General features: G+C 71.2%; 15 protein-coding genes. 12 read left to right on the forward strand and 3 right to left on the reverse strand.

The window, feature by feature from the left end:
• On the reverse strand, positions 1 to 256 hold a 256-nt coding region (locus tag VM306_RS14965; protein ID WP_325515444.1), incomplete at its 3' end, for a Fur family transcriptional regulator.
• 115 nt (positions 257 to 371) lie between these two features.
• Between VM306_RS14965 and VM306_RS14970 the strand changes: the two genes are divergently transcribed.
• Complete coding sequence (locus VM306_RS14970) at positions 372 to 1046, forward strand: type 1 glutamine amidotransferase (RefSeq protein WP_325515446.1); 675 nt, start codon at positions 372 to 374, stop codon at positions 1044 to 1046.
• Complete coding sequence (locus VM306_RS14975) at positions 1043 to 1720, forward strand: MOSC domain-containing protein (RefSeq protein ID WP_325515448.1); 678 nt, start codon at positions 1043 to 1045, stop codon at positions 1718 to 1720. Before VM306_RS14970 ends, VM306_RS14975 begins: the two co-directional genes overlap by 4 nt.
• Positions 1721 to 1726: 6 nt before the next feature.
• Here the strand turns inward: VM306_RS14975 and VM306_RS14980 are convergent, their stop codons facing one another.
• Positions 1727 to 2365 carry a MarR family winged helix-turn-helix transcriptional regulator gene (locus VM306_RS14980; RefSeq protein ID WP_325515450.1) on the reverse strand — a complete coding sequence of 213 codons (639 nt, stop codon included), beginning with the start codon at positions 2363 to 2365 and terminating at the stop codon, positions 1727 to 1729.
• 182 nt (positions 2366 to 2547) lie between these two features.
• Here VM306_RS14980 and VM306_RS14985 point away from each other — a divergent pair, with 182 nt between their 5' ends.
• The 6 genes from VM306_RS14985 (at position 2548) to VM306_RS15010 (ending at position 6725) form a co-directional block, all read left to right on the forward strand.
• Entirely contained in the window at positions 2548 to 3141 is a 594-nt protein-coding gene (locus VM306_RS14985) for a protoglobin domain-containing protein (protein WP_325515452.1), read from the forward strand.
• 4 nt (positions 3142 to 3145) lie between these two features.
• On the forward strand, positions 3146 to 3673 hold the full coding sequence (locus VM306_RS14990) for a redoxin domain-containing protein (RefSeq protein ID WP_325515454.1): 528 nt from the start codon (positions 3146 to 3148) through the stop codon (positions 3671 to 3673).
• 99 nt (positions 3674 to 3772) lie between these two features.
• On the forward strand, positions 3773 to 4312 hold the full coding sequence (locus VM306_RS14995) for a peroxidase-related enzyme (RefSeq protein ID WP_325515456.1): 540 nt from the start codon (positions 3773 to 3775) through the stop codon (positions 4310 to 4312).
• 129 nt (positions 4313 to 4441) lie between these two features.
• Positions 4442 to 4894, forward strand: a complete 453-nt coding sequence (locus tag VM306_RS15000) for a hypothetical protein (protein ID WP_325515458.1) — start codon at positions 4442 to 4444, stop codon at positions 4892 to 4894.
• Between the two features lie 14 nt (positions 4895 to 4908).
• Positions 4909 to 6081 carry a sensor histidine kinase gene (locus tag VM306_RS15005; RefSeq protein ID WP_325515460.1) on the forward strand — a complete coding sequence of 391 codons (1173 nt, stop codon included), beginning with the start codon at positions 4909 to 4911 and terminating at the stop codon, positions 6079 to 6081.
• Positions 6081 to 6725, forward strand: coding sequence for a response regulator transcription factor (locus VM306_RS15010; RefSeq protein WP_325515462.1), 645 nt, complete (start codon positions 6081 to 6083; stop codon positions 6723 to 6725). The genes VM306_RS15005 and VM306_RS15010 overlap by 1 nt, the downstream gene beginning before the upstream one ends.
• Here VM306_RS15010 and VM306_RS15015 read toward each other — a convergent pair.
• The gene (locus tag VM306_RS15015; RefSeq protein WP_325515464.1) at positions 6718 to 7197 is read right to left on the reverse strand and encodes an RDD family protein; all 480 of its coding nucleotides are present in this window, start codon (positions 7195 to 7197) and stop codon (positions 6718 to 6720) included. The two genes, VM306_RS15010 and VM306_RS15015, sit on opposite strands and share 8 nt — an antisense overlap.
• A gap of 217 nt (positions 7198 to 7414) precedes the next feature.
• Between VM306_RS15015 and VM306_RS15020 the strand changes: the two genes are divergently transcribed.
• The 4 genes from VM306_RS15020 to VM306_RS15035 all read left to right on the forward strand — a co-directional run bounded on the left by VM306_RS15020 (position 7415) and on the right by VM306_RS15035 (position 12272).
• Positions 7415 to 9736, forward strand: coding sequence for a DUF7617 domain-containing protein (locus tag VM306_RS15020; RefSeq protein WP_325515466.1), 2322 nt, complete (start codon positions 7415 to 7417; stop codon positions 9734 to 9736).
• 127 nt (positions 9737 to 9863) lie between these two features.
• Positions 9864 to 11105 carry an MFS transporter gene (locus VM306_RS15025; RefSeq protein ID WP_325515469.1) on the forward strand — a complete coding sequence of 414 codons (1242 nt, stop codon included), beginning with the start codon at positions 9864 to 9866 and terminating at the stop codon, positions 11103 to 11105.
• A 41-nt stretch (positions 11106 to 11146) separates the two neighbouring features.
• On the forward strand, positions 11147 to 11560 hold the full coding sequence (locus VM306_RS15030; protein ID WP_325515471.1) for a hypothetical protein: 414 nt from the start codon (positions 11147 to 11149) through the stop codon (positions 11558 to 11560).
• An 82-nt stretch (positions 11561 to 11642) separates the two neighbouring features.
• On the forward strand, positions 11643 to 12272 hold the full coding sequence (locus tag VM306_RS15035; protein WP_325515473.1) for a DJ-1/PfpI family protein: 630 nt from the start codon (positions 11643 to 11645) through the stop codon (positions 12270 to 12272).
• The last annotated feature ends 96 nt before the right edge of the window (positions 12273 to 12368 follow it).

Raw genomic sequence — 12368 nt, forward strand, 5'->3', positions numbered from 1 at the left:
GGTCGTGGCGGCGCAGCTCGAAGCGGGCCCGCTGGCCGGTTTCGAGCCGGCGCACCAGCCGGGCCCGCGCCAACGCCGTCAGCACGTCGTAGAGCGCCTGCGTGGACACGGATCCGAGCTCCTCGCGGACGATCCGCCCCACCTGGTCGACGTCGGCGTGCGGGTGCAGCTCCAGGGCCGCCAGCACGGCGACCCGCTGCTTGGTGACCCTCAGCGAGGCGCCGCGCAGGGCGGCGACCGCGTCGTCGGCGGGCAAGTGGGCCTCCGGGGAGCTTCGGGATCAGATAGTTAGGACTCCTAGCTAGACTGTGACATGCTGGGCGCGCTCAGGGCAAGTAGTCCGGACCGGTTCAAGAAAACGAGGTCTCTCCGTGCGCTCGGTGGTCGTCCAGCACGTTCCGTTCGAAGGGCCGGGGCTCATCGCCCCGGCGTTGTTCGCCGTGGGGAGCACGGTGTCCGTGGTCCGCGCCGACCTCGGAGACGCGCTGCCCACCGCCTCGCAGCTCGACGTGCTCGTCGTGATGGGCGGGCCGATGGGGGCGCTCGACGACCACGAGCACCCGCACCTGGCGCAGGTGCGGAGCCTGATCGCGGACTGCGTCCTGCTCGGCAAACCGGTCCTCGGCGTCTGCCTCGGCGCGCAGCTGCTCGCCGCCGCGCTGGGAGCGACCGTGCGCCGCGGCCCGGTCGCGGAGATCGGCGCCGGCGTGGTGGAGATCGCCTCGGCCGACGACCCGGTCCTCTCACCTTCGGGATCGCGGATTCCCGTGGTGCACTGGCACGAGGACACGTTCGACCTGCCGGAGGGGGCGGAGCTGCTCGCGCGCTCCGGCCTCTACGCGCACCAGGCGTTCCGGGTGGGAACGGCGTACGGGCTGCAGTTCCACGTCGAGATCGGCTCCCAGGAGCTGTGGGAGATCACGCCGCACCTGCCCGCCGACAAGAAGATCGCGCTCGCCGAGATCGACGTGGTCGAGTCCGTGGGCGTGCGGGTGCTCGAACGGTGGGCGGCTTTCGCCGCCGCCGTGGTGAAGGAGGCTCGATGAGCGACGCGCGCGTGGTCACCGTGTCCACCGGTGCCGTGCGACAGCTTCCGTGGCGTGGGCGCGCGGTGTCCACGGCGATCGCGAAGACGCCCGTGCTGGGACGCGTGGACGTCGGGGTGCTCGGGCTGGCCGGGGACGAGCGGGGCGACCGCGTGCACCACGGCGGTCCGGACAAGGCGGTCCTGCTCTACCCTGGCGAGCACTACGCGGCCTGGGCGCAGGAGGTCGGTGAGCTCGCCACGCCCGCGTTCGGCGAGAACCTCACCACGTCGGGGCTGCTGGAGAGCGATGTCCTGATCGGCGCCGTCTACGCCGTGGGAACGGTGCTGCTGCAGGTGAGCCAGCCGCGCCGGCCCTGCTTCAAGCTCGCCGCCCACCACGACGTCGAGGACATGGCCGTGCGGGCCCAGCGGACCGGCCGCACGGGGATCTACTGCCGCGTGCTGAAACCGGGACGCCTCGGTGCGGGCGACCCGCTCGTCCTCGCCCGCAAGCCCCTGCACGGGATCACCGCGGCCGAGGTGCACCGGGTCGTGAACATCGACCGCGACGACACCGCCGCCGCACGGCACCTGGTGCGGCACGCGGACGTGCTTCCCGAGTCGTGGGTGAAGCTGCTGCGCCGCCGCTCCGACGGGCATCTCGAGGACCAGGCCGCACGCCTGCGCGGCTGAGCGGCCTCACACGGCGGGCGTGCGCTTCCGCCTGCCCGCCGGCGCGTCCGCCGGTTCGTGCTCGGGGCAGTCGGTCCTCAGGCCCGCCAACGGCAACGGCGTGCGCAGCAGGTGGCAGTGGTGCGGCACCGCCGGGTCGGGGTGCTCGTCGCGGCCGAAGAAGCGGCACGTCGTGCACATGTGGGTCACGCTCACGACGCCCGAGCGGTGCAGGTCCGCGATCACCCGCAGGAGGGTGTGCAGCGTCGTCGCGCGGTCGGTCTCGGAGATCCCGGCGAGCGCGGTCGTCAGCGGATCGTCCCACGAGGACAGTCCACGTGCGACTTCTGCTCCCGTGACGGTCAGCGACAGCACTCGCCGACGGCCGTCCGTGCCGGGGGAGCGCGTCACGAGTCCTTTGCGCTCCAACGCCGTCACGGCGTCGGACATCGTCGGCGTGGTCACGTCGAACTCCGCGGCGAGCGCCGCCACCTCGTGGCGGGCCTGCGGGTGCTGCGCCAGGGCCAGCACCGCCTGCTGCTGCAACGGCGACAGCCCGTGCTCCCGCGCTGTGCGCTGTGCCAGCGACCGCATGCCGTGCCCGAGCCGCTCGAGCGCGTCGGCCAGCCGCCGGTCGAGACCGGCCGTGCCGTCGGTGTCAGTCATGCGATCCGCCTCGCCAGTAAGGACTTCCCACGGTGATGGTACGTGCTTCCGCGGCTGAGACGTGGGTCACCCGGAGTAAAAGTTGGTAGGAGTCCTACCTGGTTTGTGGCAGACTGGTGCTCACCTCGCCGAGGAGATCCACCGGCGGCCCGACAGTCCTCTCCGATCGCGAAAGAAGCGACATGACGTCTCCCGAACAGCCACCACCCGGCTACACCCACGACGACCCGGACCTCGCGCCGTCCCCGGTCACCCGCGACGACCTCGACGGACTGCTGGCGAGCGTCCTCTTCGGACCGGCGGACCAGGAGGCGTTGCGCGCGGCCGGTGAGGTCCTGAATGGACAGATCGACCAGATCCTCGACGTCTGGTACGGCTTCGTCGGCTCGCACCCGCACCTCGTGGCCTACTTCTCCACCCCGGACGGCCAGCCGATCGGCGACTACCTCGCACGGGTCCGCGCCCGCTTCGGCCGGTGGATCGTCGACACGTGCACCCGCCCGTACGACGAGCGCTGGCTGGCCTACCAGCACGAGATCGCACTGCGGCACACCGAGCCGAAGAAGAACCAGACCGACCACGCCGACTCGGTGCCGCACATCCCGTTGCGCCACATCATCGCGTTCATCTACCCGATCACCGCGACGATCCGCCCGTTCCTGGCCGCGGGAGGGCACGACGAGGAGCAGGTCGACGCCATGCACCAGGCCTGGTTCAAGGCGGTCACCCTCCAGGTCGCGCTGTGGTCGCAGCCCTACGCCGGACGGGCGTGGTGACGTCGTGACCCTGCTCATGTCCCCGTCGAGCGGGCTGCTGTCGCCCGCTATGCCCTGGGAGACAACGGCCTGGTTCAACAGCGACCCGCTGAACCTGGCCCAGCTGCACGGCCGCGTGGTGGTGCTGGAGGCGTTCCAGATGCTGTGCCCCAGCTGCGTGAGCCACGCCCTGCCGCAGGCCGTGCGCCTGTCCCAGACCTTCGGCGACGAGCTCGCCGTCGTCGGCCTCCACACGGTCTTCGAGCACCACAAGGCGATGACCCCGGTGAGCCTCAAGGCGTTCCTGCACGAGTACCGCATCACCTTCCCGGTCGGCGTCGACGCGGTGCGCAGCGCGCACCCGGCCCCGGTCACGTTCAGCCGCTACCGCATGCAGGGCACGCCCACCACGGTGCTCATCGACCGCGACGGCATGCTGCGCGCCCAGAAGCTCGGCCCCGTCGACGACATGACGCTGGCCTCGGCCGTGACGAAGCTGCTCGACGGCGCGGTGCCGCCGTCCGTCTGCGCGATCGACGGCACCTGCACCTGATCCACGCACCATCGCGCGGCCACTCGCCGCCGCCGGCCGCCGAGGCGGTCGGCATCCCCTGATCCGACACACCCATCACCATCAAGGAGCAGAACAGCCATGTCCCGCATCGAGCTCACCAACCCCGACCAGATCACCGACGAGCGCGCCGAGACCCTCGCGCAGATCAAGGGCGCCTTCGGCCTGGTGCCGAACATGTTCAAGGCCGTCGCCCACTCGCCGGCCGCGCTGAAGAGCATGTGGGCGCAGTTCGGCGCGCTCGGCGACGGCACGCTCGGCGCCAGGACCGGTGAGATGATCGCGGTGGCCGTCGCCGACCGGAACCGGTGCGACTACTGCCTCTCCGCGCACACCATGCTCGGCAAGAAGGCCGGTGCCACGGCCGAGGAGATGAGCGACGCGCAGAGCGGCAAGTCGGACGACCCGCGCACGGCCGCCGTGCTGACGTTCGCCACCGCCCTGATCGAGAAGCGCGGTCAGATCGCCGACTCCGACCTGCAGGCCGCGCGCGACGCCGGGCTGACGCAGGAGGAGATCGTCGAGACGGTCGCGCACGTCGCGTTGAACGTGTTCACCAACTACATCAACGTGGCGCTCGACGTGCCGGTCGACTTCACCCGCGTGTCGCTCACCCGGTGAGCCGTCCGGACGAGGGGCCCGGCATGCTGGCGGTCGGACGCCACCGCCGCAACCGGGCTCTCGTCCGAAAGTACGAGATGCGCTCGAAGGCTTTCCCACCTGCTCTGACCAGGGCCTACGGTCGTGATCATGACTACAGCAACGGGTAGGACCTTGCCGCCGAGCACTGTGAACGCCGCGTTCGCGGGGTTCCTCGTGTCGTGCGTCTTCGCGGTGACGTCCATCGGTGTCCTGGTGGGCACGCACGACGACCTGGTGAACGCGTTGAGGGCGTCGGGCACGCAGATGACCGAGGAGCAGCTGCAGAGCGCCGCCACCTTCACCCAGGTGACGTTCGCGAGCATCGCGCTGGTGATCGCGCTGGTGCAGCTGTGGCTCGCGTTCAAGCTCCGGTCGGGGCGCAACTGGGCCAGGATCCTGCTGACCGTGTTCACCGTGGTCCAGGTGGCGAGCCTGTTCATCGGTGAGGGAACGGCGACGCTGCCCGCGTACGGCGGCGCCCTGGTGGCCGCGCTGGCGGTGGTGGCGAGCTGGCTCCCGGCCTCCAACGCGTACTTCGAGACCGTCAAGCAGGCGCGGTAGCGGAGAATGCCGGCATGACCGCAGGAGGAACGCCGGCGCGCCGCAGCGTGTTCGTGGCCGAGATCGCCGTCCTCCTCGTGGCGATCGCGGTGGACGCGGTGCTCGCCACCCGCGCGGAGCGCCCGCAGGGCGTGCTGACGCCGTTGCTCACGATGGTCGTGCCGTACTCGGGCGAGGCGGCGGCGGTGCTCGCGGTGCTGCGCCGCAGGTTCCCCCGCCGGATCGAGCTGCTCGGCGGCGCGGTCATCACCCTGTCCCTGCTCGGCACGGCCGCCGCCGGGCTCGTGGACAGGGTGCCCGCGCAACCGCCGGTGACGGAGGTGCTGGCGGCGCTGCTGGTGGCCGCCGCGGGATGCCGCCGGCTCCCTCCGGCGCGGGCGGCGGTGCTCGCCATCGCCGCCTGCGTCACCGTCGTGCTCGCGCCGATCGTGCGGTACGGGCTGGAGCTCCCGGCCGCGTTGTTCCCCGTGGCCGCCGCGCTGGCGTGGGGTGCGGCGGTGGCCCTGGGCCTGATCCTGCGCGACGCGGACGCCCGGCACCGGCGCGAGCTGGAACGCATCCGCACCGAGGACAGGCTGCAGCTCGCACGGGACCTGCACGACCTGGTGGCGCACCACGTCACCGGGATCGTGGTGCGGACCCGCGCTGCCCAGGCGCTGGCCGGGAACCCCGCGGCACCGCCCCAGGACCCCCTCGACTTCTACGACCAGATCGAACAGGCGGCGGCGGAGGCCCTGACGGCCACCCGTGGACTCGTCGGCGTGCTGCGCAGCGACGACCCCCTGCCGTCACCGAGCCTCGTCCTGGGCGACGTGGTGCGCGCGGCGGTGGGGGACCAGGCGTCGGTGCGGATGACCGACGACGTCGACGACCTCCTGCTACCGGCGCAGGTTTCCGTTGCGCTGCACCGGGTTCTGCTGGAGGCCCTGACCAACACCCGCCGTCACGCGCAGGCCACCGACGTGCGCGTCACGGCCCGGTCCGACGGGGACGAGCTCGTTCTGGAGATCGACAACGACGGTGTGCCGGCCGGCACACCGCCGGAAGGCGGGCACGGCATCATCGGCATGACGGAGCGGATGGACGCGTTGGGTGGAGAGCTGACCGCCGGACCGCACGGGAAAGACGGCTGGCGCGTCACCGCGAGGCTGCCGCTGGACTTCGACGCACTGCCGAGAGGGATCTGATGACGATCCGCGTGCTGATCGCCGACGACCAGACCCTCGTCCGCACCGGCTTCCGGCTGATCCTCGACGCCGAACCGGGCATCACGGTGATCAGCGAGGCCGCGGACGGGGAGTCGGCCGTGCGCCTGGCCCGGCAGCTGCGCCCCGACGTGACGCTGATGGACATCCGCATGCCGAAGCTCGACGGCCTGCGGGCGACCGAGATGCTGGCCGGGCCGGGCGTCGAGGACCCGTTGCGGGTGCTCGTGGTCACCACCTACGACGTCGACGAGAACGTCTACGCCGCGCTGCTCGCCGGTGCGTGCGGGTTCCTGCTCAAGGACGCCCGGCCGAGGTTGCTGGTGGAGGCGGTGCACGCGGCGGTCAGGGGAGAGGCGCTGGTCTCGCCCGCCGTCACGGTGCGGCTGCTCGCGCACTTCACCGGCGGCAACGGGCGCGAGCAGCCGGACAGCCCGCTGACCGGCCGCGAGCTCGACGTGGTGCTGGCGGTGGGACGCGGCTGGACCAACGCGGAGATCGCCGACCGCCTGCGCGTCTCGTTGTCGACGGTGAAGTCGCACTTGGCGCACGTGCAGGAGAAGATCGGCGCGCGCAACCGCACCGAGACCGCGATCTGGGCGTGGCGCAACGGTCTGCTCAGGTGACGCGCCGCACGACCACGGTGCCGGCGACCATGTCCCCGAGCCGCTGGTTGCGCGGCGTCACGGCGATCAGCACGGCGCCGACCAGTCCCAGCAGCAGCCCGTCCACGACCATCAGCAGCCAGCGCACGAAGTAGGCGCGCAACGACGGCTCCCCGCCGCGCAGCGTGGTGATGCGGATGCCCAGCCACCGCATCGCCGGTGTCGAGCCGCCGTGCCGGTACGGGTACCAGATCTCGATCCACAGCACTCCCAGCACCGCCACCACCGGCATCCCGCTGGCGGCCACGATCGCGAAGTGCTCCGGCGGCATGCCGAGCTTGACGAGCAGCAACGACACCAGCAGGCCGGGGACCAGGCCGAGCGTGGTGGCGACCACCAGCAGTGCGGACTCGATGACGTGCTGCGAATAACGGCGGAGAACGATCGACCGGGTGTCGGCGTCATGGGCCACACGCACATCCTGGTGGTGCATCCATCGGATTGTCCAATGGGCGGTTCGGCGGGCGTTCAGGTGAAACTCCATTCGGAACCGATGTGGAATCGCTTCCGGGCTCACCTGTTCCGCCCTGCCGGATTGGTCTGATGCGGCAGACCTCGTGTGCACGCGGGTGAGGGGGCGTGCCGCTTTCTGGCGGCATATCTAACGTCGACGCTCTGTTCCCGAACCCCACCACCGAAGGGACCCGATCATGCGAAGACGCTTGCCGGCAATGGCGCTGGCGGCCGTGCTCGCGGGCAGCGCACTCACCGCTGCCCCCGTGGCCGCCCAGCCACCCGTTTCCACTCTCACCAAGTCCGTGCAGGGCGTGTCCGACCCCGCCTCCCACGGAGACACGGCCACCTGGGTCGTGTCGTACTCCAGCGGTGTCGACGGCGCCGCCACCATCACCGACACCGTCGGCGCGGGCCAGGCGCTGGTGCCCGGTTCGCTGCAGGTGCCACCGGGCTGGACCGGCACCGAGGGCCCGACGCTCACCGCGACGAACCCGAACGTGAGCAACGGCGGCACCGCCCGCGCCAACCTGCTCACCCCTCCCGTCCAGGCCAGCGCGAGCTCCACCGGAGGTGACGGCTTCACCCCGGTCCTGCACCGCACGCCGGACGGGCGCCTGCAGTCGTGGAACGTCTACCACCACGCGACCGCCGCGGCCGCGAAGCTGGTGTGCACCGACGTCACGTCGAACTCGCTGTGCGCGGGCGGCCCGTGGCCGAAACCGCTCAACACGACCCCCGGCCCGTTCGGCACGGGCAACACCGGCGACATCGCGAGCCCGCTCGAACCGCAGTACGTCCGCGACGCGGCGAACCCGGCCCGCGTCTACTACTCGGCGACCACCGCGACGTCGATCGGCGTCGGCTGCCTCGACCTCGCCGCCCCCGGCAACTGCGGCTACTGGCCGCTGATGAACCGCACCGCGCAGACGTTCGAGATGGCCGGGCTCGTCCAGATCGGCGACAACGTCTACGGCGTCGCGACTTCCGGCCACGTGCTGTGCTGGACGCCCTCCACGCAGAGCGCGTGCGCGAACCAGCCCTACGCGCCGATCGTGCCGCTCACCAACAACGGCGGCTACTACCTCGGCGCGCTGACCGTCGCCGCGGGCAAGCTGTTCGCGTCGTCGTCCATGCCCGGTGGCAGCGTTCCGGTCCTCGGCTGCTTCGACCCCGCCACCGCGAGCGCGTGCGCCGGCTGGGCCACCGCCAAGCCCGTCGGACCGCTCGGCAACTACACCTACAACGCCTACACCGCTTACGGCACAACGGGTGCGGAGACCGGCGCGTGCGTCAGCACGACCGGCGGCATGAACGTCACCACCTGCTTCGCGCCCGACGGCTCGTCCCTGCCCACCCCGTCGTCCCCGGCCGGGCTGGAGGGCGGTGTCCTGGTGTTCACCCCGGAGGTGGTCCGCACCGGCGACCGCGTCCGCAGCTACTTCGCGATCTGGGGCGGCCCGTACGCGGGCGCGGCGGTGTGCCACGACTGGAGCACCGGGGCGTCGTGCGCCGGCCTGCCGTCGCGCGTCACGCACCCGAACGTCAACAACGGCGCGACACGGGACTACGGTTACGCCTACGACCCGCCCACCGGCTGCCTGATCGGACTGGGCGACGCCGGCGTGCTGTTCTCGATGGATCCTGACACGGGGGCGTCGCCGTGCGTACGCGGCGGCGCCTCCGTGTCGCTCACCCCCGCGCAGTTCTACTGCGACGGCAAACCGCACGCCGTCACGTACGACAAGGCGCGCCTCACGGGTTTGACAATGGCGAACGTGAACCTCGGCGCGTCGACCGTCTCGGTCGTCGACCAGGGCGGAAACCCCGTCGCCACACCGGGTTTCGCCCCTGACGGCACGGTCGACCTGAGCGGAGCCTCGTCCGCGTCGCTGACCGTGACGGCTACGCTCGTGCTGAACAACGCGTCCGACTTCGGCGGCGGCAACCAGCCGTCGCTGGTCGTGGAGTTCAACGGCGACGCACCGCAGATGTGCTTCCGCACCACGATCTCCGCGGACTGCCAGGTCAGCTCGATCGCCAACACCGCGGGCGCGACGGACCCGACGGGCACCATCACGTCCAACACCGTGACGCGACAGGTGGCGCCGGGCTCGGCCTGCCTGCCGAACGTGGTGGTGAACAAGGAGATCTGCGGCTCGCACACACCGTCGCACTGCAAGGCTGGTGGCGCCGGACCGTGGGTGAAGCAGGCCCCCGTGGGCGTCCTGGGCCTGCTGAACGCGACGGCGTACTGGCGCGTCACCGTCACCAACAACGGCCCGATCGCGATCACGGACGCGTACGTGGTCGACGACGTCGAACCGGCCTGCCAGACCGGGCCGTTCACGTTGCAGCCCGGTGAGTCGAAGGTGGTGCACTGCTCGACGTACGCGTTGCTGGCGCTCTTCCCCTTGACCAACAAGGCGAAGGCGAAGTACACGCCGGTGGGCGCCAGCCGGATGTACACCGACTGGTCGTCCGCGAAGGCCTGTTCACTGCTCTGCGTGCTGAACTGACCCGAACGCGGCTGGGCCGGCACACCCCGGCTCAGCCGCGTTCTTCCCTGTTGCTTCAGTGTTGGGTAAAAGCTGTCCCCGGCGGAATCCGCCGCCTGCGTGATCACAGGACACCTACGCTGAGAAGGTGGGGGACACCGACGATCGCAGCACGTCCGATCGCGACTTCGGCCGCTACCTGAACGCGAGGGTGCTGTCCGTCCTCGGCGCGGTGGTGTCCGCGGTGACGCTGCCCGTCCTCGTCTACCAGCTGACAGGGTCGGCGGGGTGGACGGCGGCCGTGACGGCGGCGGAAGCGTTGCCCTACCTGGTGTTCGGTCTGCTGGCGGGCGCGCTGGCCGACCGGCTCGACCGCCAGAGGATGATGGTCGCCCTGGACCTCGCCGTCGCCGCCGTGTTGGCGACCGTGCCACTGACGTGGCTGGCGGGCGCGTTGACGGCACCGCACGTCGTGGTGGTGGCGTTCGTGACGCAGACGGCGTTCGTCTTCTTCGACGCCGCCAACTTCGGTGCGTTGCCCACGCTGGTCGGCAAAGAACGGCTGACCGTTGCCTACGCGGCGCTCTACGGGCGTACGACCGTGGTCGAGCTAGTCGTGCCCGGCCTCACGGGACTGCTCGTGGCGATCGTCTCCCCGGCGGCGTTGCTGGCGGTGAACGCGCTGACCGGTGTGGGGTCGGCGTTGTTGTTGCGCGCGATCACGAGCAGCCTGGCGAACCCGCGGCCGATGCGAGGAGCCGGCGAGCTCGTCGCGGACGTGCGGGAAGGCCTGCGGTTCCTGTGGGGCGAGCCGGTGATCCGCACGTTGACGCTCGTCGGCGCGACGCACTCGGTGGCGAGCGGGGCGTGGGTGGCGGTGCTGGTGCCGTTCGCCGACGAGGTGCTGGGGATCGCGCCGCGCGGGGACGTCCGGCTGGCCGCGCTCTTCAGCTGCTGGGGTGTGGGCGCGATCATCGCGTCCAGGGTGCTGCCGCGGCTGACCCAGCGGTGGGGCAACGCTCGGGTGGCGCTGCGGGCGTTGCCGTTGTCGCTGCTCGGCGTCGTGCTGGTGCTGGTGGGCGAGCACTGGCTGCTGGTGTGCGCGGCGGCGGTGTTCTGGGGTGTCGCCGGTGCGGTCGTGGTCATCAACGGCATCTCCTACCGCCAGCAGGTCTGTCCCGAGGAGCTGCAGTCGCGGGTGAACACGACGGGCAGGATGGTGGCCTGGGGTCTCGGTCAGCCGCTGGGCGCGGCGCTCGCGGGGGCGGTGTCGGTGTGGGCCGGTGATCCGCGGGCCGGGCTCGCCGCCGGTGTGGTGGTGCTGTTCTCCGGCGTGGTGATGGCGTGGGTGTCGCCCGTTTTGCGCGAGGCGGCCGGACGGCACGGGTAGCCCGGCTGTCACGAAAAGACCCGCGGGCTCGTCCACGGGGCATGAAACTGCTTCTGGACCGGATCAGCCTCGTCGTCATCGGGTTGACGTCGGTGTACGTGGGGGTCTTCGCCTACTTCGCCACCGAGGCCTGGTACGCGACCTTCCCGGGGTTCGGGTTGCGGTGGCTGCCGCAGCTCGGCCCCTACAACGAGCACCTGGCCAAGGACGCCGGTGCCGCCTACCTGTCGTTCGCCGTGCTGAGCCTGGTCGCGCTGGCGTATGTGCGCAGCCAGGTGGTGGTGCGGCTGGTGGGTGCGGCGCTGCTGACGTTCAACCTCCTGCACTTCGTCTACCACCTGACGATGCTGCACATGTACGAGCCGCGTGACCAGGTGCTGAACGTGCTGGTGCTGGGGCTGACCGTCGTGCTGTCGGTCGTGCTGGTGGTCCCGTCGCGGCAGGCGGCGGGCTGAGCGCGGCCCCGCACCGCCCCGATCGCGCGGCGACCTACGCTGGCACCCGTCGCAACGCTCGATGGGACTTGGGGAAGTACTGGTGGAACAAGGTTTTCACGCCTCGGCGGAAAGTCCGTTGCGAGTGCGGGTCGTGGTGTTCGACGGGGTCGAGGAACTGGACTTCGTCGCACCCGTCGAGGTGCTGGGGCAGGCGGGAAGGGCGTCCGGCGGCGCCATCGAGACCACGGTGGTGACGACCGGTGAGCCGGGCAGGATCCGGTGCGCCTTCGGCACGGAGCTGGACGTCGCGCACGGCTGGTCCCCGCACGGCGCCGACGTCGTCGTGATGCCCGGCGGCGGCTACAACCGCGGTGGCGGGTCCGGCGTGCGGAAGGTGATGGAGGACGCGGACTTCCTGGCCGGGCTGGCCGCCGCGGAGGCGCTGCCCGTCGGCATCTGCACCGGGACGATGGCGTTGTCCGCCGCGGGGATCACGAAGGGCCGCAACGCGACCACGCACCACGCCGCGAAGGCCGATCTCGCCGCGCAGGGTGCGACGGTGGTCGACGCGCGCGTGGTCGACGACGGCGATCTGATCACCGGTGGCGGGATCACGTCCGGGCTGGACGTCGCGTTGTGGCTCGTCGAGCGGTTCATCGGGGTCGAGATCGCCCACCGGGTCGAGTCGCAGATGGAGTACGAGCGCCGCGGAACCGTGTGGCGCAGGTGATGGGCTGAGTGGCCGGGGGACGGCTGTACCGCGCTGCGTAGTACAGTCGCGCTCGTCCGGTCGGACGAGTGGCCTGCTCCATCTGCTGGTCTCCAC

The organism is Lentzea sp. (genome assembly GCF_035525475.1).
In the GTDB taxonomy this organism is placed as follows: domain Bacteria; phylum Actinomycetota; class Actinomycetes; order Mycobacteriales; family Pseudonocardiaceae; genus Lentzea.

What these genes read in the sequence shown, in the direction of transcription:
- VM306_RS14975 (WP_325515448.1), top strand. Translation starts at nt 1,043, where the DNA reads ATGAGCGACGCGCGCGTGGTCACCGTGTCCACCGGTGCCGTGCGACAG.
- VM306_RS14980 (WP_325515450.1), bottom strand. Translation starts at nt 2,365, where the DNA reads ATGACTGACACCGACGGCACGGCCGGTCTCGACCGGCGGCTGGCCGAC.
- VM306_RS14985 (WP_325515452.1), top strand. Translation starts at nt 2,548, where the DNA reads ATGACGTCTCCCGAACAGCCACCACCCGGCTACACCCACGACGACCCG.
- VM306_RS14995 (WP_325515456.1), top strand. Translation starts at nt 3,773, where the DNA reads ATGTCCCGCATCGAGCTCACCAACCCCGACCAGATCACCGACGAGCGC.
- VM306_RS15000 (WP_325515458.1), top strand. Translation starts at nt 4,442, where the DNA reads ATGACTACAGCAACGGGTAGGACCTTGCCGCCGAGCACTGTGAACGCC.
- VM306_RS15005 (WP_325515460.1), top strand. Translation starts at nt 4,909, where the DNA reads ATGACCGCAGGAGGAACGCCGGCGCGCCGCAGCGTGTTCGTGGCCGAG.
- VM306_RS15010 (WP_325515462.1), top strand. Translation starts at nt 6,081, where the DNA reads ATGACGATCCGCGTGCTGATCGCCGACGACCAGACCCTCGTCCGCACC.
- VM306_RS15015 (WP_325515464.1), bottom strand. Translation starts at nt 7,197, where the DNA reads ATGCACCACCAGGATGTGCGTGTGGCCCATGACGCCGACACCCGGTCG.
- VM306_RS15020 (WP_325515466.1), top strand. Translation starts at nt 7,415, where the DNA reads ATGCGAAGACGCTTGCCGGCAATGGCGCTGGCGGCCGTGCTCGCGGGC.
- VM306_RS15030 (WP_325515471.1), top strand. Translation starts at nt 11,147, where the DNA reads ATGAAACTGCTTCTGGACCGGATCAGCCTCGTCGTCATCGGGTTGACG.